At 69.7% G+C, this 21,767-nt stretch carries 20 protein-coding genes, 1 pseudogene and 1 riboswitch; of the genes and pseudogenes, 11 read left to right on the top strand and 10 right to left on the bottom strand.

Translation table 11 applies throughout. The features are described 5' to 3' along the window. From B2284_RS11495 to B2284_RS11480, 4 genes are all read left to right on the top strand, one after another. On the top strand, nt 1-1,138 hold a 1,138-nt coding region (locus B2284_RS11495; protein ID WP_286697545.1), incomplete at its 5' end, for a YihY/virulence factor BrkB family protein. Between the two features lie 41 nt (nt 1,139-1,179). Beyond that, entirely contained in the window at nt 1,180-2,922 is a 1,743-nt protein-coding gene (locus B2284_RS11490; RefSeq protein WP_240742505.1) for an alkaline phosphatase D family protein, read from the top strand. 10 nt (nt 2,923-2,932) lie between these two features. Next, the gene (gene dapB, locus B2284_RS11485; protein ID WP_136788467.1) at nt 2,933-3,679 is read left to right on the top strand and encodes a 4-hydroxy-tetrahydrodipicolinate reductase; all 747 of its coding nucleotides are present in this window, start codon (nt 2,933-2,935) and stop codon (nt 3,677-3,679) included. Nucleotides 3,680-3,834: 155 nt separating this feature from the next. Further along, nucleotides 3,835-4,512, top strand: a complete 678-nt coding sequence (locus tag B2284_RS11480) for a DedA family protein (RefSeq protein ID WP_006946364.1) — start codon at nt 3,835-3,837, stop codon at nt 4,510-4,512. On the opposite strand, the gene B2284_RS11475 is transcribed toward B2284_RS11480, so the two are convergent. The 3 genes from B2284_RS11475 to B2284_RS11465 are packed head-to-tail and all read right to left on the bottom strand — an operon-like array spanning nt 4,499 to nt 7,649. Next, the gene (locus B2284_RS11475) at nt 4,499-5,218 is read right to left on the bottom strand and encodes a LutC/YkgG family protein (protein ID WP_136788468.1); all 720 of its coding nucleotides are present in this window, start codon (nt 5,216-5,218) and stop codon (nt 4,499-4,501) included. The two genes, B2284_RS11480 and B2284_RS11475, sit on opposite strands and share 14 nt — an antisense overlap. Further along, nucleotides 5,215-6,855 (bottom strand): LutB/LldF family L-lactate oxidation iron-sulfur protein, encoded by a 1,641-nt coding sequence (locus tag B2284_RS11470; protein WP_006946361.1) that lies wholly within the window; start codon nt 6,853-6,855, stop codon nt 5,215-5,217. Before B2284_RS11470 ends, B2284_RS11475 begins: the two co-directional genes overlap by 4 nt. Next, nucleotides 6,852-7,649, bottom strand: coding sequence for a (Fe-S)-binding protein (locus B2284_RS11465; protein WP_062257523.1), 798 nt, complete (start codon nt 7,647-7,649; stop codon nt 6,852-6,854). The genes B2284_RS11470 and B2284_RS11465 overlap by 4 nt, the downstream gene beginning before the upstream one ends. Before the next feature lie 60 nt (nt 7,650-7,709). On the opposite strand from B2284_RS11465, the gene B2284_RS11460 reads away from it, so the two are divergent. Then, a complete protein-coding gene (locus B2284_RS11460; protein ID WP_082740689.1) occupies nt 7,710-8,606 on the top strand; it encodes a FadR/GntR family transcriptional regulator in 897 nt (298 codons plus the stop codon). Between the two features lie 110 nt (nt 8,607-8,716). On the opposite strand, the gene trhA is transcribed toward B2284_RS11460, so the two are convergent. Together trhA and B2284_RS11450 are read right to left on the bottom strand one after the other, a co-directional pair. Further along, complete coding sequence (gene trhA / locus B2284_RS11455) at nt 8,717-9,541, bottom strand: PAQR family membrane homeostasis protein TrhA (RefSeq protein ID WP_062257525.1); 825 nt, start codon at nt 9,539-9,541, stop codon at nt 8,717-8,719. Next, nucleotides 9,538-10,686 (bottom strand): PucR-like N-terminal domain-containing protein, encoded by a 1,149-nt coding sequence (locus tag B2284_RS11450; RefSeq protein ID WP_136788469.1) that lies wholly within the window; start codon nt 10,684-10,686, stop codon nt 9,538-9,540. The genes trhA and B2284_RS11450 overlap by 4 nt, the downstream gene beginning before the upstream one ends. Before the next feature lie 85 nt (nt 10,687-10,771). Here B2284_RS11450 and B2284_RS11445 point away from each other — a divergent pair, with 85 nt between their 5' ends. The 3 genes and pseudogenes from B2284_RS11445 to B2284_RS14515 all read left to right on the top strand — a co-directional run. Beyond that, nucleotides 10,772-11,920: a ferredoxin reductase gene (locus tag B2284_RS11445; protein ID WP_006946368.1), complete on the top strand. Its 1,149-nt coding sequence runs from the start codon at nt 10,772-10,774 to the stop codon at nt 11,918-11,920. A 115-nt stretch (nt 11,921-12,035) separates the two neighbouring features. Continuing rightward, nucleotides 12,036-13,199 (top strand): fatty acid desaturase family protein, encoded by a 1,164-nt coding sequence (locus tag B2284_RS11440; RefSeq protein WP_038570627.1) that lies wholly within the window; start codon nt 12,036-12,038, stop codon nt 13,197-13,199. 75 nt (nt 13,200-13,274) lie between these two features. Next, nucleotides 13,275-13,364, top strand: a pseudogene (locus B2284_RS14515) (FitA-like ribbon-helix-helix domain-containing protein); the annotation flags it as partial. Nucleotides 13,365-13,648: 284 nt separating this feature from the next. Here the strand turns inward: B2284_RS14515 and B2284_RS11435 are convergent. The 4 genes from B2284_RS11435 to B2284_RS11420 are packed head-to-tail and all read right to left on the bottom strand — an operon-like array spanning nt 13,649 to nt 16,144. Further along, a complete protein-coding gene (locus B2284_RS11435) occupies nt 13,649-13,954 on the bottom strand; it encodes an AzlD domain-containing protein (RefSeq protein ID WP_115296378.1) in 306 nt (101 codons plus the stop codon). Next, nucleotides 13,951-14,859: an AzlC family ABC transporter permease gene (locus tag B2284_RS11430; RefSeq protein WP_115296377.1), complete on the bottom strand. Its 909-nt coding sequence runs from the start codon at nt 14,857-14,859 to the stop codon at nt 13,951-13,953. The genes B2284_RS11435 and B2284_RS11430 overlap by 4 nt, the downstream gene beginning before the upstream one ends. Next, complete coding sequence (locus tag B2284_RS11425; RefSeq protein WP_136788470.1) at nt 14,856-15,353, bottom strand: dihydrofolate reductase; 498 nt, start codon at nt 15,351-15,353, stop codon at nt 14,856-14,858. Before B2284_RS11425 ends, B2284_RS11430 begins: the two co-directional genes overlap by 4 nt. Further along, on the bottom strand, nt 15,350-16,144 hold the full coding sequence (locus tag B2284_RS11420; protein ID WP_115296376.1) for a thymidylate synthase: 795 nt from the start codon (nt 16,142-16,144) through the stop codon (nt 15,350-15,352). The genes B2284_RS11425 and B2284_RS11420 overlap by 4 nt, the downstream gene beginning before the upstream one ends. Before the next feature lie 130 nt (nt 16,145-16,274). On the opposite strand from B2284_RS11420, the gene dapA reads away from it, so the two are divergent. Then, nucleotides 16,275-17,165 (top strand): 4-hydroxy-tetrahydrodipicolinate synthase, encoded by an 891-nt coding sequence (dapA, locus tag B2284_RS11415; protein WP_074040532.1) that lies wholly within the window; start codon nt 16,275-16,277, stop codon nt 17,163-17,165. Next, nucleotides 17,165-18,844 carry a ribonuclease J gene (locus B2284_RS11410; protein WP_136788472.1) on the top strand — a complete coding sequence of 560 codons (1,680 nt, stop codon included), beginning with the start codon at nt 17,165-17,167 and terminating at the stop codon, nt 18,842-18,844. The genes dapA and B2284_RS11410 overlap by 1 nt, the downstream gene beginning before the upstream one ends. A gap of 283 nt (nt 18,845-19,127) precedes the next feature. On the opposite strand, the gene B2284_RS11405 is transcribed toward B2284_RS11410, so the two are convergent. Next, nucleotides 19,128-20,693 carry an aminotransferase class V-fold PLP-dependent enzyme gene (locus B2284_RS11405; protein ID WP_136788473.1) on the bottom strand — a complete coding sequence of 522 codons (1,566 nt, stop codon included), beginning with the start codon at nt 20,691-20,693 and terminating at the stop codon, nt 19,128-19,130. A gap of 43 nt (nt 20,694-20,736) precedes the next feature. Next, nucleotides 20,737-20,851, bottom strand: a riboswitch (SAM riboswitch). A 578-nt stretch (nt 20,852-21,429) separates the two neighbouring features. Here B2284_RS11405 and B2284_RS11400 point away from each other — a divergent pair. After that, on the top strand, nt 21,430-21,767 hold a 338-nt coding region (locus B2284_RS11400), incomplete at its 3' end, for a DNA translocase FtsK 4TM domain-containing protein (protein ID WP_349676098.1).

Here is a 21,767-nt window from a genome sequence, read left to right as displayed (position 1 = left end):
ACCCGTGTGGGGCGCATGGGATGATTCGCAGGTGAACTCAGTGGAGCGTGCCGACGGGTTCCAGCGTCGACATCCGGCGCTGGGCTACCCGATCGGTGTCATCTACAAGTTCGTCGACGACCAGGGCGCCTACCTCGCGGCGCTGATCACGTACTACGGGTTCCTGTCGATCTTTCCGCTCCTGCTGTTGCTGCAGTCGGTTCTCGGCTTCGTCATCGACGGTGACGACCGGTTGCGTCAGCAGATCCTCGACTCGGTGCTCGCGCAGATCCCGGTGCTCGGGCCGTCGCTGCACTCCGCGTCGATCGAGTCGCTGACGGGCAGCGTGTCGGCCATCGTCATCGGCGCGATCGTGGCGCTCTACGGTGGCCTCGGCGTGGCGCAGGCGATCCAGCACACGAGCAACCACTGCTGGGCGGTGCCGCGCAACAGCCGCCCGAACCCGATCCTCATGCGCGTGCGCAGTGGCGCCATCATCATGTTCCTCGGGGCGGCGCTCATCGCCATCGGCATCCTGCCGACGCTGTGGAAGCCGTTGCAGAGCTGGGCGTGGTTGCTCAACGTCGTGTTCGGCACGGGCATCTTCCTGCTGCTCATGAAGATGACGAACGCGCGCGGAGAGGGCTGGGGGCGTCTCGCGCCGGGCGCGTTCTTCATCAGCATCGCGTGGCAGTTCTTCGTCGCGAACAGTACGACCTTCACGAACATCTTCGGGGCCCGTTCGACAGGCACCTACGGCACCTATGGCGGCATCCTGACGCTGCTGCTCGCCAGTTACCTCATGTCGTTGTCGTTCGTCATCGGCACCGAGATCAACGTCGTGCTGCACAAGCATCTGTACCCGCGTTCCCTCATGACACAGTTCACCGACGACGTCGACCTGACGCTCGCCGACCAGCAGGCGTACGCGGGGCAGGCGCAGATGCAACGGTTCAAGAACTACGAATCCATCGACGTGGTCTTCGACAAGGACGGCGACGGTCTCGCCGATCAGCCCTCGGATCTCGACGTGCGATGGAAGGACGCGGTGCGGGCCCACGACGACTGGTTGCAGACTCGCCACCCGATGCGCCCGAGCGGCATGTGGGGCCTGAACGCCGAGAACGAGGATCGCAGCAGCGCGGACGGGAGCGAATGATGGGGGAGCAGACCATGGTGACGAACGAGAATGACACGGTGATGCAGACCAGCGACGAGCCGATCGTCCTGGGGCCGATGGTGCGCTACACCAGTGAATGCGAAGCGTCGATGTGGGTCGAGACCCGCGACGCCGGGGAGGTCGCCGTCATCACCGACGGTGGGCGCTGGAGCGCGCGCACGTTCGGCGCGCACGGGCATCACTACGCTCTCGTGATCCTGGACGGTCTCGAGCCGGGGCGGACGTACGGCTACCGCGTCGAGGTGAACGGCGAACAGGCGTGGCCCCTGGCGGACTCGCCGTTCCCCGACCCATTCTTCAAGACGCTGCTGCACTCGCGCCCCACGAAGATGGCGTTCGGCAGCTGCCGCACGAGCGAACCGCACGATGGGAAGAGCAACCGCAAGAACGGCATCGACTCGCTGCGCGCCGTCGCGCACGAGATCGCCCGCGACCCTCACGACGAGCGGTGGCCCGACCTCGTCGTGCTGCTCGGCGACCAGGTCTACGCCGACGAGACGTCAGAGGCGATGCAGGAGTACATCGAGGCGCGCCGCGGGCTCGACGCGCCGCCCGGCGAGGAGCTCAAGGACTACGTCGAGTACGCGCACCTGTACCGCCTCGCCTACAGCGAACCGGCGGTGAGGTGGCTGCTGTCGACGCTGCCGAGCGCGATGATCTTCGACGACCACGACGTGCGTGACGACTGGAACACGTCGCAGACGTGGCACGAGAAGATGAACGCGACGCCCTGGTGGCATGAGCGCATCGTCGGCGCGCTCGGGTCGTACTGGGTCTATCAGCACTGTGGCAACCTCTCGCCCGAGGCGCTCGCCGATGACGAGCTGTGGCAGCTCATCACGTCGCACACCGGGGACGACGAGCTCGACATCACCGCCGCCGTCGACGCGTTTGCCGAGCGGGTTGACGAGGACCCGACGACATACCGCTTCTCCTACACCCGTGATCTGGGCGAGTCGAAGCTCATCGTCGTCGACTCGCGGGCGGCGCGCGACCTACGTCCCGATCACCGCGCGATGCTCGACGCGGACGAACTGCGCTGGCTCGATGACGAGTTGCGCGGCGACGTCGAGCACCTGTTCATCGGCACCTCGCTGCCGTTCTTCATGCCCGAGGGCCTGCACATGCTCGAGGCGCTCGACGAGGCCGCGGCCGAGGGGACGTGGGGCCGTCCGGCGGCGTTCTTGGGGGAGAAGCTGCGTCAGGTCGTCGACCTCGAGCACTGGGCGGCGTTCAGCGACACGTTCTTCAAGGTCAGCGACATGCTGTTCGAGGTCGCGCGTGGTGAGCGTGGCCGAGCGCCGAGGACGATCACGTTCCTGTCGGGCGACATCCACAACTCGTTCCTGTCGGAGGTCAACGGCGGCGAGGAGCTGACGTCGCGCATCTTCCAGGCCGTCTGCTCGCCGATCCGTAACCCGCTGCCGCGCCACGTGCGCGCGCTGCAGGCGATGATCGGCAAGGGCCTCGCGTTCCCACTGCGCGCCGTCGTCGAGCGCACGAGCGTGCGCACGCCGTCGTTCCGCTGGCGCACGACGCACGGGCCGTGGTTCGACAACAACCTCGCAGTCGTCGAGGTGACGGGCGACGGTCTCGACTTCCGCTGGCTGACCGGCGAGATCCGCGACGGCGACCTCGAGCACCCGCACACGCGGGTCGTCAGCGACATCCGCATCGAAGGTGACGGTGAGTCGAAGCGTCTCGACACGTGGCAGCCACTCGGCATTCGGATCCTGACGCGCGTGGCGCACCTTCGTCGATAGGGTCGCGTCCATGAGCGAGACGATCAAGGTTGCAGTCATCGGTGCCGCCGGGCGCATGGGCAGCGAGGCGGTCAAGGCCGTCGAGGCCGCGGACGACATGACGTTCGTCGGTGGCTTCGACGCAGGGGACGACCTGGGCGACCTCGGGGGTGCCGACGTCGCGATCGAGCTGACGGTGCCCGCCTCGTCCCCGACGAACGTCGCGCACTGCATCGAACGCGGCGTCAGCGTCGTCGTCGGCACGACGGGGTGGGACGACGCGAAGCTCGCAACGCTCCGGGCGCAGCTCGACGCGGCGCCCGGCGTCGGTGTGCTCATCGCGCCGAACTTCTCGATCGGCGCGCTGCTCATGATGAAGTTCGCCCGCGAGGCGGCGAATTTCTACGAGAGCGTCGAGGTCGTCGAGATCCACCACCCGAACAAGGTCGACGCGCCGTCCGGCACGGCCGCGCACACCGCGCGCGCCATCGCCGAGGCACGTGAGCAGGCGGGGCTGGGGCCGGTGCCAGACGCGACGGAATCCGACCCCGACGGCGCGCGCGGCGCCCGCGTCGACGGCATCCCGGTGCACGCGATCCGCATGCGCGGGCGCGTCGCGCACCAGGAGGTGCAGTTCGGCGCCGAGGGTGAGGCCCTGACGATCCGTCACGACAGCTTCGAGCGCGTGAGCTTCATGCCGGGCGTGCTGACGGGCGTGCGCGGCGTCGTCACGACCCCGGGGCTCACGGTGGGCCTGGAGAACTTCCTCGGGCTCTGAGCTCGGATGCTCCGTCTGGGCCTGAGGTCCGCCCGGGCGGTGCGCCGACAGCGTCCGTCCGCGTGAACGTCGAAGGCCCGGACGGTCGCGCTGGCGTCGCCTGCCGGACACCTGGGCGTCAGGTCGGGGCCACGTCGCGCGGCTAGCGTCCTGGAATGCTCGATGCCGTGCTCGCGCCGCTCGAACACCTCATGACGTCGTGGTGGATCTACCCGGCGCTCTTCGGCCTGTGCACGCTCGATGCGTTCGTGCCTGTTTTTCCCAGCGAAGCCCCGCTCATCCTCGCCGGGGTGTACGCCGCGTCCGATCCGAACGGGCCGCAGCTCGTGCTCGTCGTGCTCGTGGCCACGCTAGGGGCGGCACTGGGCGATCACCTCTCCTACGGCATCGGCCGGGTCGTCGGTGCGCGCTCGCTCGGGGCGCACGGTTCGCGGCGTGCTCGCACGTTCGAGAAGGTCTCGCGCGTGCTGCACGAACGAGGGTCGTGGGCGTTGCTCGTCGTGCGCTTCATCCCGGGCGGACGCAGCGTCGGCACGATGTCGCTCGGCGCTGCACGCTACCCGCTCCTGCGGCAGTTCACGCCGTACGACCTGCTCGCGACGCTGCTGTGGGCCCTGCACGGTTGCCTCATCGGCTACATCGGCGGCCGTGCGTTCGGCGACAACCACCTCGCGGGCATCCTCACCGGCATGGGGCTCGCGATGGCGGTCGCGTCGCTGCTCGAAGGCGTGCGCCACGTCCGAACGAAACGCCGCATGACGCGCGAAAGCCACGCCGCGAGTGGTGATTCCACCCGAGACGCGGCGTCGTCCGTCGAGGTCAGTCAGTCGTGACGATGACGTGCAGGCGCCGCGGGCCGTGCACCCCTTCGACGCGATCGAGCTCGATGTCGCTCGTCGCGCTCGGACCGGAGATCCACGTCAGCGGATGCCCCGCCTCGACGCTCGCGCGCAGGGCGCCGACGGCGGCCGGCACGTCCGCGTGGATCTGGTCGGCCCGCACGAGACAGACGTGCAGATCGGGCACGAGCGTCAGCGCACGACGCCCCTGCCCCGCAGTGTGATCGAGGACGATCGTGCCCGTCTCGGCGATGGCCGCGGCACACGTCGTGACGACCGCCTCGATGGCGTCGAGACCGTCGGGCGTGCCCGGGTCTTCGCGCGCCATCGACGCATCGACCGCGCCGACGACTGCCTCGGGCAGCCCGGCCGGCAGCAGGACGCCGTTCGCGCCCTCGAGCGCCGCGGCGACACGCGCGCCGGCGTCAGCTGCCGAGGCACGTTCGACGACCGCCTTGTAGTCCTCGGTGCGCTCGACGAACAGGTCGACGAGGTCGGGCGACCCCGCCGCGGGGGTGGCGTCGGCCGCAGCGCGCGAACCGTCCGCATCAAGTGACGTCGCCTGGGCGCCGGCGCTGCCCGACGACGAATCCCGCTGCGTCGTCGCCGAATCGGCCCGCTGCGACGACGTGCTCGTCACCCCGGCGTTCGCGTTGGCCGTCCGGATGCGCTGCAGCATCTCCTCGCGTGCGCTGCTCATGCCTCGTCCTCGCTGTCGCTGGTGGGGTGGGGGAGCCCGGCGTCGCGGGCGCTCGTGCCGTAGTGGCCCTCGACGTCGACTCCGGCGCGGTTCGGACGCGACCCCGCTGCGGCCTGGCCGCTCTCGTCGAGCCGGCCGCCGTCGGTGCGCGCGAACCACTCGCGGAACGTCTCGGTCGGGGGAGCGGGGATGTCACGCGCTGCGCTCCACGGCGCGAGGGGCCCGGGAATCGCGCCGAGGTAGGAGACGTCCTCACGCTTGAAGACCTTGCCGGCCACCGTCGCGAGCGTCTGCAGACGCCCCATGCGCTTGCCGGAGGCGAGCGCCCATTCGGCGCCCGCGATGGCGGTGCGCTCGAAGCTCGGGACGCGCGAGGCGGCGCGCTTCTTCTCGACGACCTGCGTGCGCAGTTCGACGAGGATCTTCGGAAAGTCGATCTTGACGGGGCACACCTCGCTGCACGCGCCGCACAGTGACGACGCGAAGGGCAGCGCCTTGTCGCGATCGGAGTCGAGGCCGCGCATCTGCGGGGTGAGGATGGCGCCGATCGGTCCGGGGTAGACGCTCGTGTAGGCGTGCCCGCCCACGCGTTCGTAGACGGGGCAGACGTTGAGGCACGCCGAGCAGCGGATGCAGCGCAGCGCCTCGCGCCCGACGGTGTCCGACAACACGCGCGTGCGGCCGTTGTCGACGAGCACGACGTGGACGTCCTGCGGGCCGTCGGCCTCGCTCGACCCCGTCCACATCGACGTGTAGGGATTCATGCGCTCACCGGTCGACGAACGTGGCAGCAGTTCGAGCATGACGGCGAGGTCGTCCCACGTCGGCAGCACCTTCTCGATGCCGACGACGGAGATGAGCGTCTCCGGCAGCGTCAGGCACATGCGTCCGTTGCCCTCGGACTCGACGACGGCGAGCGTGCCCGTCTCCGCGACGGCGAAGTTGGCGCCCGAGATCCCGACCTTGGCGCGCAGGAACTTCTCGCGCAGGTGACGACGGGCAGCGTCGGCGAGCGCGGCGGGATCGTCGCTCAGGTTCTCGGGGGCCGGGCGGCCGACCTCGCCCATCTCGGTGCGGAAGATGTCGCGGATCTCGCTGCGGTTCTTGTGGATCGCGGGCACGAGGATGTGCGACGGGCGGTCGTGGCCGAGCTGGACGATGAGCTCGGCGAGGTCGGTCTCCCACGCGTCGATGCCCGCGGCTTCGAGGGCCTCGTTGAGCTCGATCTCCTGCGTCGCCATCGACTTGACCTTGACGACTTCCTGCGTGCCTGTCGCCTTGACGAGGTCGACGACGATGCGGTTGGCCTCCTCGGCGTCACGCGCCCAGTGGACCGTCGCGCCGGCGCGCGTCAGCGACTCCTCGAGCGTGACGAGCAGCGTGTCGAGGTCGGCGAGCACGTCGTCCTTGACGGCGGCGCCGCGCGTGCGCAGTTGCTGCCAGTCGTCGACCTCGCCGACGACCTCGGCGCGCTTGGCGCGGATCGTGCCGGTCGCGTGACGCAGGTTGGCGCGCAGTTGGGCGTCGTCGAGGGCGTGCTTCGCCTCGTGCGGGAAGGCCGGCATCCCGACGAACGTCGCGGTCGTCGTGCCGACGGGCAGACCCGCGTCGGCGGCGGTGCGGGGCTGGCAGCTCATGCGGGGTCCTGTTCGGTCGAGGCGAGCACTTCGGCGAGGTGGATGGTCTTGACGCCGGTGCGTCCGCGGTGCAGCAGACCGCCGATGTGGGCGAGGCACGAGTTGTCGCCGGCGACGACGTACTCCGCGCCCGTCTCGACGACGTGGCGCGCCTTGTCGTTTCCCATGGCGACGGAGACGTCGGGGTTCTTGACGCTGAACGTGCCCCCGAAACCGCAGCACTGCTCGGCGGCGGGCAACTCGCGCAGGTCGGCACCGGCGACCGCGCGCAGCAGCTGCAGCGGACGGTCGCCGACGCCGAGCATGCGCAAGCTGTGGCAGGTGGGGTGGTAGGTGATGCGGTGCGGGAAGTAGGCGCCGACGTCGGTGACGCCGAGCACGTCGACGAGGAATTCGGACAGTTCGAGCACCCGCGGGGCGAGCGCGTCGACCTCGCGGGCGAGGCCCTGGTCGCCGACCCGCTCGGCGATCATCTCGTGCTGCTCGCGGACGGATCCGGTGCAGGAGCCGGAGGGGGCGACGACGTAGTCGAACGCGTCGAACGTGTCGACGAACCCGCGCACGAGGCCCTTAGCGTCGTTCGCGTACCCGGTGTTGGTGAACATCTGGCCGCAGCAGGTCTGCTCGGTGGGGAACTCGACGTCGACCCCGAGGCGGCGTAGGAGCTTCACCGTCGCGATCGGCGCCTTGGGAAACATCGTGTCGTTGAAGCAGGTCGCGAAGATCGCGACGCGTGGGCGGGTGGGGGCGATCGTCACGACGGCATCCTTAATGGTCTGACCAATGTGCTGCATCTCACTCTAGAAGCATGACCCCCGACGGTCAAGAAGTCGAGGCCGCGTAGCATGCCGCCCATGACCCACCCCTGCGCGCCCGCCTCGCCCGAACCGGGCCCGCCGCCCGCAGCCGAGGAATCCGGTCTGTCGAACCCGGGGCAGCCGGCGTCGGAACCGGCCCCCGCGCCGGACGCGACGCCCGTCCAGGTCGAGACTCCGGCTGGCGCGCAGGGTGCCAACCCGGTCGCGTCACGATCGGGGCGTGCCTACGAGGGTGTCGTGCAGTGGGTCGAGGACGGCATCGTCTCGGGCCGTCTGCGTGTCGGCGACGTGCTGCCCGCCGAGCGTGACCTCGCCGCGCAACTCGCCGTCAGCCGTGCCGTGGTGCGTGAGGGCGTGCGCGCCTTGCACGCCATCGGGGTCGTCGACTCGCGCGTCGGAGCCGGTGCGGCCGGCGGCACCGTCATCACGGCCGTGCCGACGGAGGCGCTCAACCGGTTCTTGCGCATGCACGTGGCGCTCGCGCAGTTCAGCCTCCTCGACGTCGTCGACGTGCGCTGCAGCCTCGAGGGCCTGTCGGCGCGGCTGGCCGCGCGCAACGCGACCGACGCCGACCATGCGCGCCTCGCCGACCTGATCACCGCGATGCGTGACGACGACCTGCCGCCCGATGTCTTCAACGCGTGCGACACCCATTTCCACGTCGCCATCGCGCGGGCCGCGGGCAACGCGCTCGCCACCGACCTCACCGTCGCCATCCGCGAATCCATGCGCAGCCCCATCCGTCACGGCATGAACCACGTCGACGACTGGCCGGCTGTGCGCGCGCGGTTGCGCGAGGAGCACGAGGCCATCGCCGCGGCGCTCGCGGACGGCGACGGCTCACGCGCCGCCGATCTGCTCGACGCGCACATCCGACGCGCGAGCGAGCAACTCCTCGGGGACGGCGCGCAGGCAGCCGGCGACACCGCCTGACGGGACGACTTGCGCTGGTCGGTGCTCGCGTGGCGGAGGCGAGGCCCACGGTGGCGATCCTGTGGCCCGCGCCGACGCCCGGGCGGGCAAGGCACGCGGGGAGGCCGCCGTCAGCGCGTGAGGACGATGGCCGCCGCGATGAAGTGGGCGATGAACGCGGCGACGGTGCAGGCGTGGAAGATCTCGTGGAAGCCGAACACTCGCGGCCACGGATCAGGGCGTTTGAAGCCGTAGACGACGGCCCCGAGGGTGTAGAGGATGCCGCCCGCGGCGATGAGCGTCATGACGAGGGTGCCGCCCGCGGCGTGCAACGGCCCGGCGTAGAAGATCGCGACCCAGCCGAGCGCGACGTAGATCGGCGTGTAGAGCCAACGCGGCGCATGCACCCAGGACGTGCGGAAAGCGACGCCGAGCAGCGCGCCGACCCACACGATGACGAGCAGACTCACCCGTTGCCGGCCCGCGAGCAGTGTCAGCGCGAACGGCGTGTACGTGCCGGCGATGATGAGGTAGATGTTCGAGTGGTCGAGGCGGCGCAGGATCGTGTCGGCGCGCGGGCTCCAGTATCGGCGGTGATACAGCGCCGACGTGCCGAACAGCATCGTCGCCGTAGCACCGAGGACGAGCGCCCCGACGCGCGCCGGGGTCGTGTCGGCGAGCAGGGCGAGCACGAGACAACCGATGAGGCACAGGGGCGCGAGGACGAGGTGCAGCCACCCGCGCAGCAGGGGTTTCATCGCCACCGCCAGGGCCTCGCCCGCGGGGTGCTCACCATGTTCGCCGTGCCCAGTGGACTCGCCGTGCCCGTCAGGCAGAGCCGACCGTGTGGGTTCATGGATCATCGGGTCGAGGGTCATGGCGTCGGGGTTCGTGTCGTCGGCGTTCGTCGGTTGGGCTGCTGCGGGTTGCGGACGGTCGGTTGCGGGGGTGTTCACTGCGGGCTCCTCGATCGGTCGGCGATCAGCCCGAGCGTCAGCTCCAGGCCGGTGCGGGCGTCGGTGAGCGTGTCACCGTAGTGTTCGCGCAGGGTGCCCAGGCGGTAGCGCACCGTCTGGGGGTGGACGTGGAGGGCCTCGGCGACCTCCTCGCGGCGTCCGTGGTGCAGCAGCCAGGCGAGCAGCGTCTCGGCGAGCACGGCCCGCTTGGCCTCCGAGACGTCGGCGAGCGGCGCCAGGGCGCGCTCGCGCAGCATCTGCGCGATGAGCGGGTCGGCGTCGAGGATCAGTTCGGGCAGCAGCGTGTCGGCGTCCGCCGGTTCACTCACCCGGGCGAATCGCAGCGCGCGTCGGGCGCGCGTCACCGATTCGGCGGCGCGGCTCCAGGCGAGCGTCGGCCCGAGGGCTGCTGTGGTCGTAGCGCAGGCAGCGAGGACGCGCGCGCGGTTGCCGGGTGGGAGGTCGGGCACGAGGACGAGCGGCGAGCCGTCCGGGGTGCGCGACCACAGGGCCTTCTCACCGACGGCGCTCGCGACGGCCGCCGGGGCGTCGCCCGTCAGTGCCAGCGCCGTGAGGGTGCGCGGCGGGTTCCAGTGAGCCCGTTCGGCGAGATGCTCGAGCGTGTCGGGCTGGTCGCCCGCGACGAGTGCCGCCGCCAGCTGGTCGCGTCGGCGCGCGAGCTCACGGGTGCGGGCCGTCATGGCCGCGGTGTGGCCGGCGAGGCTCTCGACGGACAACTCGTCGATGAACGCGAACGTGCCCGCAGCGAGGCTCGCGATGCTCGCGGCCGACTCGCCCTGCGCGACGGCGCGTTCGGCGAAGTGCGTCCACGCCTCGCGGGCGCCGACGCGGTAGGCCGTGAGCAGCGCGTCGCTCGAGCGCCCCGTCTCCGCCTCGCCCTGGCCGAGGCGGTAGGCGCCGGTGCGCATGGCCGTGGCGGACGTCGTATCGCCGTCGTCACCGAGGGTGTCGAGGAAGGCCGCGAGGGCCATCGCGACGGCCGCCTCGATGTTCGCGCGCAGTGTGTCGCCGAACTCGCGGTCGTAGCCGGGCACCTCTCGGATGATGGCCTCGACGCACCCGCTGGCCGTGTTCGGCAGGTGCTCTCGCAGGGTGGCAATGGTGTCTTGCCGCAGAGTCGACATGTTCACACTCTACGAACAAATCCCGAAAAGATCATGTGAGGTCGCGGTCAAGAATTATCAGCTGTGCGCCAAATACGCTGGTCGCATGCCGCACGCTGTCTCCTCATCAACCACGATGGCCCGCTCGTCGGACGAGCGGCGGGCCTCCGCCCGCCTGAAGCATCTCGCCTGGAACGCCGTGCGCACCCTGACGACGCCGCTGCTGCCCGACGACTACCTCGACCTCGTCGACCCGCTGCGCAGCCCCCGCTACCTGCGCGCCCGCGTCGTCGACGTGCACCCCGAGACGGCGGACGCCGCGACCGTCACGCTGCAGCCGGGCCTCGGTTGGGCAGGGCACGTGCCGGGGCAGTTCATCCGCGTCGGCGTCGACGTCGACGGGGTGCGCCTGTGGCGCGCGTACTCGGTGACGTCGGGGCCGCGCGACGACGGGCGCATCACGATCACCGTCAAGTCGCTCTCCGGCGGGCTCGTCAGCTCCCACCTGCACGAGTCGTTGCGCTCCGGCCAGATCGTGCACCTCGAACAGGCGAGCGGCGAGTTCGTCTGGACGGGAGGTGTCGAGCCGACGCTGTACGTCACCGGCGGCTCCGGCATCACCCCCGTCATGGGCATGCTGCGCCACCGTCTCGCCGCCGAGGGCGAGCGTTCCGACGGCGAACGCACGCACGACATCGTCGTCGTGCACTCGGCCGGCCACCCCGAGGACGTCATCTTCGCCGACGAGCTGCGCGGGCTGCACGAGCGTGGCGCCATCACCCTCGTCGAGCGCCACACACGCCTCGAGGGCCGGCTCGAACCGGCCGAGCTCGACCATCTCGTACCCGACTGGCGCGATCGTGAGGTGTACGCGTGCGGCCCCGCCGGGATGCTGCGGATGCTGCGCGAGTTCGCCGAACTCAATGGCGTCGAGGACAAGCTGCACACCGAGAACTTCGTCGTCGAGCTTGCCGAACCGGGGGAGGGCGGCACCGCGACCATCGTCATGGGCACGACGACGCGGGAGGTCGCCGTCAGCGGCGAGACGTCGATCCTCGACGCGGCCGAGGCCGCCGACATCCTCGTGCCGAGCGGGTGCCGCATGGGCATCTGTTACGGCTGCGTGCTGCCGCTGCGTTCCGGCGCGGTGCGCGACATGCGCACCGGTGAGGTGGCGAGCGGCACTGACGGCGACGGCGTCATGGTGCAGACCTGCATCTCCTCCGCCGCCGGGGACTGCACGATCGGACGCTGAACTCGACGCCTGTGCAGGGCGCCGGCCGGGCGCGAGATCGGCTCGGGGCGCCTCACGACGAACCACGACCATGACGAACCGCACGACGAGAACGACGAAGAAGGATGGCTGTCGCATGACCGCACTGCAGAAGAAGGACCACAACCCGATCGCTCACCTGAGCCGCGCCGACATCGAGCGTCTCGGTGAGGAGCTCGACGCGGTGCGTGCACGGGTCGTCGAGAGCCGGGGCGAGAAGGACGCGGCGTACATCCGTCGTGTCATCCAGGTGCAGCGTGGCCTCGAGATGGGGTCGCGGGCACTGTTGTTGTTCTCGAAGAAGAAGCCGGCGTTCGTCATCGGGACGGCGGGGCTCGCCGTGGCGAAGATCCTCGAGAACATGGAGATCGGCCACAACGTCATGCACGGCCAGTGGGATTGGATGCGCGACCCGAAGATCCACTCGAGTACGTGGGAGTGGGACAACGCCTCGCCCGCCGACCTGTGGAAGCACAGCCACAACGAGCTGCACCACACGTACACGAACGTCATCGGGCGCGACAACGACCTCGGGTTCGGCATCATGCGCGTCGACGAGGATCAGAAGTGGGTGCCGTTCTACCTCGCACAGCCGATGTGGAACTTCATCAACGCGTGCTTCTTCGAGTACGGCATCGCCGCGTACGACCTGGAGATCGGCAAGTACCTCAAGGGGCGCAAGGACAAGGACGTATTCGCCCGCGACGGTCGCAAGGTGCTGCACAAGATCCGTGAGCAGGTGACGAAGGACTACATTGCGCACCCGCTGCTCTCGGCGCTGACGGGGTCGGGCAAGCAGACGATCAAGGCGAACTTCATCGCGAACCTCACGCGCAACCTCTGGACACACTCGGTCATCATGTGCGGGCACTTCCCGAGTGGTGTCGAGACGTTCACGAAGAAGTCGATCGTCGGGGAGACTCGCGGCGACTGGTACCTGCGCCAGATGCTCGGTTCGGCGAACATCAGCGGTTCGCGGGCCATGCACATCGCGACGGGCAACCTGAGCTACCAGATCGAGCACCACATGTTCCCCGACCTGCCGAGCAACCGGTACGCGGAGATCAGCGAGCAGGTGCAGGACATAGCTCGCCGTTACGGGTTGTCCTACGTGACGGGGCCGCTGCCGAAGCAGATCGCGTCGGCCTGGTGGGCGATCATCCGCCTGTCGCTGCCGAACGAGTACGCCGCGAAGCTCGAGCGGAAGCCCCAGAACGTCACGCAGCTCGTGCAGCGGCAGGTGCAGCCGCAAGCCGCCTGAGTCTCGCAATGGGCTGACGAGCACCTCCTTGCTCGCTTTGCTGCCGAGGAGGTGATCGTCTTGGCCACTCTGAGGATGCCAGATGTCGATGAGGTCGTCCACGAGCGCCTGCGCCGTCAGGCTGCGGAGCCTGGACGTTCCGTCGAGGCCGAGGTGCGGGCGATTCTCGCGGCAGCGACCCACGTGCCGGAGAAGAATTTCTTGCAGACGCTGCGTGAGCGCACGCGACCGCCCACGTTCTCGCGAGTGGCACGTCGGTCGGGCGAGTCATGGGAACGGCGGAGGCCCAGATCGCCGGTATCGCTCTGGGCGCCGGCTCTGCACTCGCCACGCGCAACGCGCGGGATTTCGCCGGGGTCGGCGGGCTGCGCCTCATCGATCCCCTCGAAAGCTCGTCCTGAGGTCTCACTCCACCAGAGGGAGCGAGACATGAATCCAGGAGCGTCGGCTCAGAACAACCGGATGATCGCGGCCGTCGCGGCCGCGACGATGACGACGACGATGAATGGCGCGCGCAGAACCAGGGCGATGATCGCTGCGACGGCCGCCGCTGCGCGCGCGTCGACGACGACCCGGCCGCCGTCGCCGACGAACGCCTGGACGCACACGAGGCCGGTGAGCAACGCCACCGGTAGCAGCGCGACGATGTTGGACGTCCGCTTGCCCTCGAGGTAGCGCGGCGGCACGAGATAGCCGATGAACTTGAGCACGAACGACAACGCGCTCGCGAGCAGAACCGTCGTCCATGTGCTCATGTCGTCGATCCGATCCGGCCGGCGTCGGACGGGCCACCGGGCGTCGCGCCGTCACCGGGCGCATCGGCGCGAGACGTCTCGACGCCGGGAACGTCGGCGCTCGGCTCGCCGTCGGCTGAGGGGGAATCGTGCCGTGTGGAGTACCACCAGCCGACGACGACGGCCGCGACGACCGTCGCGAGAACGGGCACGCCGGCCTGCGTGAGCGGCGACAACCCGAGCGCGATGCACGCGGCGAGCGCCGCCGTCACCTTGCCCTGCAGCGTGCCGAGGCGCGGCCACAGCAGCGCCATGAAGGCGCCGACGGCGGCGGCGTCGAGGCCGTACTTCTTCGGGTCGCCCATCGCGTTGCCGGCGACGGTGCCGACGAACGTCATCGTGTTCCACATGACGTAGACGCCCAGGCCCGTCCACCAGAATCCGGTGCGTGACAACTGTTCGGTGGGGCGCCCGACCGACATGGCGGCCGACTCGTCGATCGTCACCTGCGCGGCGAGGAGGCGCCGCAGCCCGCGCGGGCGTAGGAACTGGTTGATCTGCAGACCATAGATGCCGTTGCGCACGCCGAGCAGTGACGACGTCGCGACGGCCGACGCTCCCGACCCACCGCCACCGAGCACCCCGACGACGGCGAACTGCGAACCGCCGGAGAACAACAGCAGCGACAGCGCCATCGTCTGCCAGGTCGTGAGGCCCGCAGCGATGGCGAGCGCGCCGAAGCTGACGCCGTACACGCCCGTCGCGATCGCGAGGGAGACCGAGTCCTTCTTGACGGCCGCGGCGTCCTCGTGGAGGGCGTCGGGATGGTCGTGGTCGGAGTGGTCGCCAGGGGTGTGCGCCGTCCGGTGATGACGGACGTCGACGGGCGCGTCACCTCCCGACGTCTCGCGCCGGGCGTCGCTCACGAGGTGCGGCGTTCGTACATGACGAGCGTGAACCCGTCGCGCGGTGCGCGCTGCGTCTCGACCCACACGGTCGGGTCGATCGTGGGGAAGTGGGCGTCGCCCTCAGGCGCGAGGGGGATCTCGCTGATGAGCAGACGGGTGACGTGGTCCATCGTCGCGGCGTAGATCTGCGCGCCGCCGACGACGAACGCGTCCTGGCCGGCGACCTGTTCGAGGGCTTCGTCGACAGAGTGAACGACGGTGACGGACGTGTCGTCACGCGCCGGCTGTGCGGGGGCGAACTCGGGATCGTGCGTCACGACGATCGAGCGGCGCCCGGGCAGGGTGCCCATCGTCGCGAACGTCGTGCGCCCCATGATCATGGGGTGAGCCATCGTCGTCGCCTTGAAGTGCGCGAAGTCGGCGGGGATGTTCCACGCCATGTCGCCGTCGACGCCGATGACGCCGTTCTCGGCGACAGCGGCGATGCTCGTCAGCTGGGGCGCATCGCTCATACCGCCACCTGGGCCTTGATCGCGGGGTCGGCCTCGTAACCGTCGAGGCGGATGTCGTCGAGCTCGAACGCGTCGAGCGCCGTCACGTCGGGGTTGAGCACGAGCGTCGGCAGCTGCTTCGGCGTACGTGTCAGCTGGAGGCGCGCCTGGTCGAGGTGATTGACGTAGAGGTGCGCATCGCCGAGCGTGTGGACGAAATCGCCCACCGCGAGGCCCGTGACCTGCGCGACCATGTGGGTCAGGAGGGCATACGAGGCGATGTTGAACGGGACGCCGAGGAAGACGTCACCACTGCGCTGGTAGAGCTGGCACGACAGCTTTCCGTCGGCGACGTAGAACTGGAACATCGTGTGGCACGGCGGCAGCGCCATGTCGTCGACGTCGGCGACGTTCCACGCCGAGACGATGTGACGACGGCTGTCGGGGTTCGTGCGAATCGACTCGACGACGCGCGCGATCTGGTCGATCGTCTCGCCGTTCGGCGTCGGCCACGAGCGCCACTGGTGGCCGTAGATCGGCCCGAGGTCACCGTCGGGGTCGGCCCATTCGTCCCAGATCGAGATCTTGCGCTCGTGCAGCCATGCGACGTTCGTGTCGCCGCGCAGGAACCACAGCAGTTCGCCGAAGATCGAGCGCAGGTGCAGCTTCTTCGTCGTGAGAACGGGAAACCCCTGGGACAGGTCGAAGCGCATCTGATGACCGAAGACGCTGAGCGTCCCCGTGCCCGTGCGGTCGTCCTTGCGGGTGCCCTCGTCGAGAATGCGCCTCAGCAGTGCGTGATATTGCTCCACGCGCCTCACTGTAGGACGCGCCGGTGACAAGGCGCCTGCGGCGTCCGCTTCGTGGTGGCGAGTTGGTGGTGGCGACGTCGCGCGCGGCGGGCGTCCGCACACGTGGACGCTCGTGCACTAACCTGGGCGCATGACGACGACGACACCTTTCGGGCGCATGGTCACGGCCATGGTGACGCCCATGAAACCGGACGGCTCGATCGACTACGACGGAGTGAAGAAGCTCGCCGAGCACCTCGTCGCGAACGGGCACGACGGCCTCGTCGTCAACGGCACGACGGGGGAGTCGGCGACGACGACCGACGAGGAGAACATCGAGACGGTGCGCGCCGTCGCCGACGCCGTCAAGGGCCGCACAGCGATCACCGCCGGGGTCGGTACGAACGACACCGCGCACTCGGTACGCGCCGCCAAGGCACTCGCGGACGCTGGGGCGGACGCCGTCCTCGTCGTCACGCCGTACTACAACAAGCCGACGCAGGCGGGCATCGTCGAGCACTTCAAGGCCGTCGTCGGCGCCACCGACCTGCCGGCCATGGCCTACGACATCCCCGGGCGCTCGGGGACGGCGCTCGCGAGCGACACGATCCGTCAGCTCGCGACGATCGACCAGGTGCGCGCGGTCAAGGATGCCAAGGGCGACTTCTTCGAGGCGACGAAGCTCATGGACGAGACCGACCTGCTGTGGTACTCGGGCGACGACGTCGTCAACCTCGCGTGGCTCGCGCTCGGCGCCGTCGGCGTCGTCTCCGTCGTCGGCCACGTGGCGGGCAACGAGTTCCGCGCGATGATCGACGCTGTCGACGCGGGCGACCTCGCGACGGCGCGCGCCATCCACACCAAGCTCATCCCCGCGATCGACGCGCTGATGAACACCTCCCAGGGCGCCATCATGGTGAAGGCCGCCCTCAAGGAGCAGGGCGTCATCGACTCCGACGCCATCCGCTTGCCGCTGCTGCCCGCGGACGAGGCGATGTACGCCGTCCTGCGTGACGGCCTGACGAAGGCGGGGCTGCTGTGATGGAGAGTTCGCTCGAACTCGGCCCGCCGCCCGCGCTGGCGAAGAACGGTGCGCGCGTCATCGCGCTCGGCGGTCTCGGCGAGGTCGGCCGCAACATGACGGTCGTCGAGTACGGCGGACGCCTGCTCATCATCGACTGTGGTGTCCTCTTCCCCGAGGATCACCCGGGCGTCGATCTCATCCTGCCCGACTTCGACTACCTCAAGGATCGCCTCGACGACATCGAGGCCATCGTTTTGACGCACGGTCACGAGGACCACATCGGCGCGGTGCCGTACCTGCTGCGCATGAAGAACGACATCCCGCTCATCGGCTCGACGCTGACGCTCGCGCTCATCGAGGCGAAGCTCAAGGAGCACCGCATCCGCCCGTACACGATGGCGGTGAAGGAGGGCCAGCGCGAGAAGATCGGCCCGTTCGACTGCGAGTTCGTCGCCGTCAACCACTCGATCCCCGACGCGCTCGCCGTCTTCGTCCGCACGCCCGCAGGCAACCTGCTGTGCACCGGCGACTTCAAGATGGACCAGCTTCCGCTCGACGGCCGCATCACCGACCTGCGCGCGTTCGCGCGGCTCGGTGAGGAGGGCGTCGACCTGTTCCTCACCGACTCGACGAACGCCGAGGTGCCCGGCTTCACGACGCCGGAGAAGGACATCACGCCCGCGATCGAGCGCGTCTTCGAGAAGGCGGAGCGACGCATCATCGTCGCCTGTTTCTCCTCGCACGTGCACCGCGTGCAGCAGGTGCTCGACGCCGCCGAGGCCCACGGCCGCAAGGTCGCGATGGTCGGGCGCTCGATGGTGCGCAACATGACGATCGCCGCCGACCTCGGCTACCTCAAGGTGCCCGACAACGTGCTCGTCGACATCAAGAAGCTCGAGCAGATGCCCGAGGACAAGCAGGTGCTCATCTGCACCGGCTCGCAGGGTGAGCCGATGGCGGCGCTCGCGCGCATGGCGAACCGCGACCACCGTATCGACGTGGGGGAGGGCGACACCATCCTCATGGCGAGCTCGCTCATCCCGGGCAACGAGAACGCCGTCTACGGCCTCATCAACGGCCTCATGCGTCTCGGCGCCAATGTCGTGCACAAGGGCAACGCGATGGTGCACGTCTCGGGCCACGCCTCCGCGGGCGAGCTGCTGTACTGCTACAACGTCGTCAAGCCGAAGAACGTCATGCCGATCCACGGCGAGTGGCGTCACCTCGTCGCCAACGGCAAGCTCGCCGCCGCGACGGGTGTGCCGAGCGACCAGGTGCTGCTCGCCGAGAACGGCGTCGTCGTCGACCTCGTCAACGGCAAGGCTGCCATCACGGGCGCGGTGCCGGTCGGGTACGTCTACGTCGACGGTTCGCTCGTCGGTACGACCGACGAGGACATGCTCAAGGACCGCCGCATCCTGCGTGACGAGGGCTTCGTCACCGTCATCGTCGTGCGCGACGCGAAGACGGGCGCGATCCTCGCCGGCCCGGACATCCGCACGCGCGGCTTCGCCGAGGGCGACGAGGTGTTCGACCGCGTCCGGCCGAAGATCGAGCAGGCGCTGCTCGAGGCACGCAACAAGGGTGTCAAGGACAGCCACCAACTGCAGCAGGTCATCCGCCGCGCCGTGGGCGGTTTCGTCGGCGGCAAGCTGCGCCGCCGACCGATGATCATCCCGGTGGTCATCGACGCCTGACGCCTCGGGGGGTATGTCAGGGGGTTGTGTGAGGCGGCTGAGATCGCCTCTGGCTGCCATCTCGGATGAATGAAGGGTGCGACGCGTGTGACGCGTCGCACCCTTCGTCCGTTGGGGTGCAACGGGATTCGAAATGGACGTCGAGGTTTGTTATTGAGCGTGGTCAAAAAACTCGCATCAGCGCGCGAGCGGGCCCTTCGACAGGAGCCACCGCGTCGGCATCCCGTATCTGACGAAATGCGGCGGTGAGCCCCTCGCTGGGGCCCACCGCCGCTCGTTCTCCTCACCAGGGGCGAGGCTCTGAGAGGTCTCGTCGGTCGGTGACGGGGCTCCACCCGAGGCCCGGGGTGTGGGTGTAGTCGAAGGCGGGCCCATGGGTGACGAGAGCACGCACGGCGTCGACGAGGCGTCGTGCGTGCTCTGTCGTCGTGGCGAGACCGATCGAGGCGCGCACTGCCGTCGCGCCCTCGCCGAGGCGCGCGTCGCAGAGCAGGTGAGCGCAGAATCGCCCGTCGCGCACAGCGATGCCGTGCTCGTCTGCGAGCACCTGAGCGACGAGCGTCGGGTCGTACCCGGCGACGGTGAACGTCGTGACGCCGACGTTGTCGCTCGCATTCCGCCTTGGCGCGCCATCGTCGAGGTGAGCGTCCGCGGCATTCTGCTCGTCGAAGAGTTCGACGATCCTCACGCCGTCGATCGAGGCGAGACCGTCGCGGACGATGGCGTGGATCTTCTCCTCGCGCGCCTCGGCTTCGCCGCGCTGCGCGGACAGCGTCGAGGCTGCGGCCGCGAGCGCGATGGCCCCGACCGCGTTCGGGGTGCCGCCCTCGTGGCGTGCGGGCGCGGGCGCCCAGGCGACGTCGCCGGCGCCTGACGCATCTTCGCTGACGCGGTGGCTCGCGCCGCCGGCGCGGAAGTACGGAGGGGCGGTGTCGAGCCAGTCGCGGCGCCCGACGAGGGCTCCTGAACCGTAAGGCGCGTAGGCCTTGTGGCCGGACAGAGCGACGTAGTCGATGCCCCAGGCGTCGATGTCGACGCGGCGGTGCGGGGCGAGCTGCGCGGCGTCGAGAGCCGTCCGCGCCTCATGCCGGCGGGCGACGGCGGCGAGGCGCTCGATGGGCCACACCTCGCCCGTCACGTTGCAGGCGCCGGTGATGAGGACCAACACGGGAGCATCGTTGTGGGCGCGGAATTCCGCCAGAGCGACGTCGAGGTAACCCTCAGCCTCGGCGTGAGAGTGAGGGATCGGCAGCCGCGTCGTCCGCTCGTCCGCCCACGGCAGCAGCGCCGCGTGGTGCATCGAGCGGAACACGAAGACCTGCGTCTGTTGCGGCAGACAGTGAGCCAACAGGTTGAGCGCGTCCGAGGTGTTGCGCGTGAAGACGGTGACGTCGTCCTCGCGCGCGCCCACGAACGCGGCGACCTCCTGCCGAGCCTCCTCGTACCACCGGGTCGTCAGCTGCGACGCCCGTCCCGCACCGCGATGCACCGAACCGTACGTGCGCAGGGTCGTGTCGACGGCCCGCGCGGCGGCCTGCAGCGCGGGAGCCGTCGCGCCGTGGTCGAAGTTCGCGTGCTCGACGACGCGCCCGTCGAGCGTCGCGACGCCGAGATCGGCGCCGATCGTGGCCAGGGCGGCATTGGCCTGCTGCGGCGCGTCCGCGCGATGATAGGTAGCCGTGGGCGTCTCGCGACGGGACCCGCCGGGGTGCGCGGGCTGGGTGTGGTGACGCTCGGGGTCCGCGACGGGAGTCCCGGGGGTTACGGCGTGAGCGGGGCGGGTCGTGTGGCTCGCAGCGTGGCGGCGCGCGTCGGAGTCAAGGATCGAGAGAATGGCAGAACGGGGCATCGAGGCTCCTCGAATCAGGGGCCTCGCCGTCGCCAGATGGCTCGGCCCGCGCTTGCCGACACCGGTGCTGGTGGCGGCCAGGTCGTCACCCGGAGCACCCCACCGCGGTGGAGGGTTGCCGTCCAGCAAGCCGGGGCTGTGCGCTGGAACTCATGACCTACGTGAACGCTCGCACCCGGCCCTCCGCCGCGTCCACCGACGTGCGGCCAGAGGTTCGCATCGTGAGATCACCTGTGGGATCGCGGATGGCGAGCGCCGCGCGCAAGAGTCGGCGTCTCGCGGTGGGGATGCCCGTGGTCCCCCGGGCAGCTGGCGGCGCCTCCGACACGGGTCAGGGCGCTGTCGGATGCGAGCGCGTCAACGCGCCAGCGCGTCGGGACGCGGATTCGAAGGTGTCGAGCCGACCCGCCGTCACCATTGGACCCGTGTCACGGCGTGGGTCCGCGAAAACGGCCGGAACCCCCACTAGCCTTGCGGGGTGGCGACCCGAAACAGACCAGCGAACGACAGCGTCCTCGTCGCGAAGAAGGCCTCTTCGCAGCCGCGCGCCAAGAGCTCGCGCCCGGCCGGCGCATCTGCGGCCTCGACGACGCGCGCCCGCACGACCCCGCCGAAGTCGAGCGCACCACGTTCGGGCGGCACGACGAAGAATGCACCCGCGCGCAAGACCGGCTCGTCGCGAGGGGCTGCTGAAGCGCGTCCCTCCGCGTCCGGTCGCGCTGCTCGTGGCGCGTGGATGGGTGTTTCGCACGTCGCCGGCGGCACCGTCCGCCGCGTCGGCGCCGCCGCTTCTGACCTCGAACCCGAACACCGTCGCGACGGGCTCGGTTTCGCCCTCCTCGCCCTCGGCATCGTCGTCGCTGCGCGGGAGTGGTGGGGGCTGCCCGGCATGTTCGGGGACGTCGTCCACGCCGTCGCGGCCGGCACGTTCGGCGTCATCGCCTACGTCCTGCCCGTCGTCCTCATCGGCATGGCCATCCACATGTTCCGCCACCCGCGGGGGCACCAGCCGACCAACCGCATGACGATCGGGCTGACGATCCTCGCGCTCGGCTCGACGGGGATCGCCCACCT

It is taken from the genome of Dermacoccus sp. UBA1591 (assembly GCF_002322065.1).
Taxonomy (GTDB): Bacteria; Actinomycetota; Actinomycetes; order Actinomycetales; family Dermatophilaceae; genus Dermacoccus; species Dermacoccus nishinomiyaensis.
Note: the sequence above shows the minus strand (reverse complement) of the source record. Positions and strands in the feature narration are given on the sequence as shown.

Excerpts from the sequence above, each read along its gene's own strand:
- B2284_RS11470 (WP_006946361.1), bottom strand. The coding sequence starts at position 6,855 with ATGAGCTGCCAGCCCCGCACCGCCGCCGACGCGGGTCTGCCCGTCGGC.
- B2284_RS11445 (WP_006946368.1), top strand. The coding sequence starts at position 10,772 with ATGCCGCACGCTGTCTCCTCATCAACCACGATGGCCCGCTCGTCGGAC.
- dapB (WP_136788467.1), top strand. The coding sequence starts at position 2,933 with ATGAGCGAGACGATCAAGGTTGCAGTCATCGGTGCCGCCGGGCGCATG.
- B2284_RS11475 (WP_136788468.1), bottom strand. The coding sequence starts at position 5,218 with ATGAGCAGCGCACGCGAGGAGATGCTGCAGCGCATCCGGACGGCCAAC.
- B2284_RS11460 (WP_082740689.1), top strand. The coding sequence starts at position 7,710 with ATGACCCACCCCTGCGCGCCCGCCTCGCCCGAACCGGGCCCGCCGCCC.
- B2284_RS11435 (WP_115296378.1), bottom strand. The coding sequence starts at position 13,954 with ATGAGCACATGGACGACGGTTCTGCTCGCGAGCGCGTTGTCGTTCGTG.
- B2284_RS11410 (WP_136788472.1), top strand. The coding sequence starts at position 17,165 with ATGGAGAGTTCGCTCGAACTCGGCCCGCCGCCCGCGCTGGCGAAGAAC.
- B2284_RS11490 (WP_240742505.1), top strand. The coding sequence starts at position 1,180 with ATGCAGACCAGCGACGAGCCGATCGTCCTGGGGCCGATGGTGCGCTAC.
- B2284_RS11450 (WP_136788469.1), bottom strand. The coding sequence starts at position 10,686 with ATGTCGACTCTGCGGCAAGACACCATTGCCACCCTGCGAGAGCACCTG.
- B2284_RS11425 (WP_136788470.1), bottom strand. The coding sequence starts at position 15,353 with ATGAGCGATGCGCCCCAGCTGACGAGCATCGCCGCTGTCGCCGAGAAC.
- B2284_RS11480 (WP_006946364.1), top strand. The coding sequence starts at position 3,835 with ATGCTCGATGCCGTGCTCGCGCCGCTCGAACACCTCATGACGTCGTGG.
- B2284_RS11405 (WP_136788473.1), bottom strand. The coding sequence starts at position 20,693 with ATGCCCCGTTCTGCCATTCTCTCGATCCTTGACTCCGACGCGCGCCGC.
- dapA (WP_074040532.1), top strand. The coding sequence starts at position 16,275 with ATGACGACGACGACACCTTTCGGGCGCATGGTCACGGCCATGGTGACG.
- B2284_RS11465 (WP_062257523.1), bottom strand. The coding sequence starts at position 7,649 with ATGCAGCACATTGGTCAGACCATTAAGGATGCCGTCGTGACGATCGCC.
- B2284_RS11440 (WP_038570627.1), top strand. The coding sequence starts at position 12,036 with ATGACCGCACTGCAGAAGAAGGACCACAACCCGATCGCTCACCTGAGC.